This window comes from Crystallibacter degradans (assembly GCF_012952295.1).
GTDB lineage: Bacteria > Actinomycetota > Actinomycetes > Actinomycetales > Micrococcaceae > Crystallibacter > Crystallibacter degradans.
In genome coordinates, this window is record NZ_JABBCH010000106.1 from 1 (window position 1) to 295 (window position 295).

Genomic DNA, 295 nt, shown 5'->3' on the forward strand with positions numbered 1-295 from the left:
ACGCACCAGCGCACCGCCGCGACCTGCGTCCAGCAGGACGTTGACGAGTGGAGGGCGAGTGGCCCCACCACCCGCAAGCTGATCCGGACCTTCTTCGTCTTCGCCCGCAACACCAGGCTCAACGTCAGCGTCGATGTCGGCCACTACACCGCACGAACCCGCCCCACGCTCGCCCAGGACCAGCGGCTGGCGTGGCTCCGGGAACTCCTCAGCGGCAGCAGCGAATCCCTTCCCTACCGGGTCGCAGGGATCCTGCTCCTGCTCTACGCCCAGCCCCTCGTACGGGTCGCAGCGC

At 69.2% G+C, this 295-nt stretch carries 1 pseudogene; it reads left to right on the forward strand.

The window, feature by feature from the left end:
* A pseudogene (locus tag HGO92_RS23320) lies at positions 1–295 on the forward strand (recombinase XerD); the annotation flags it as partial.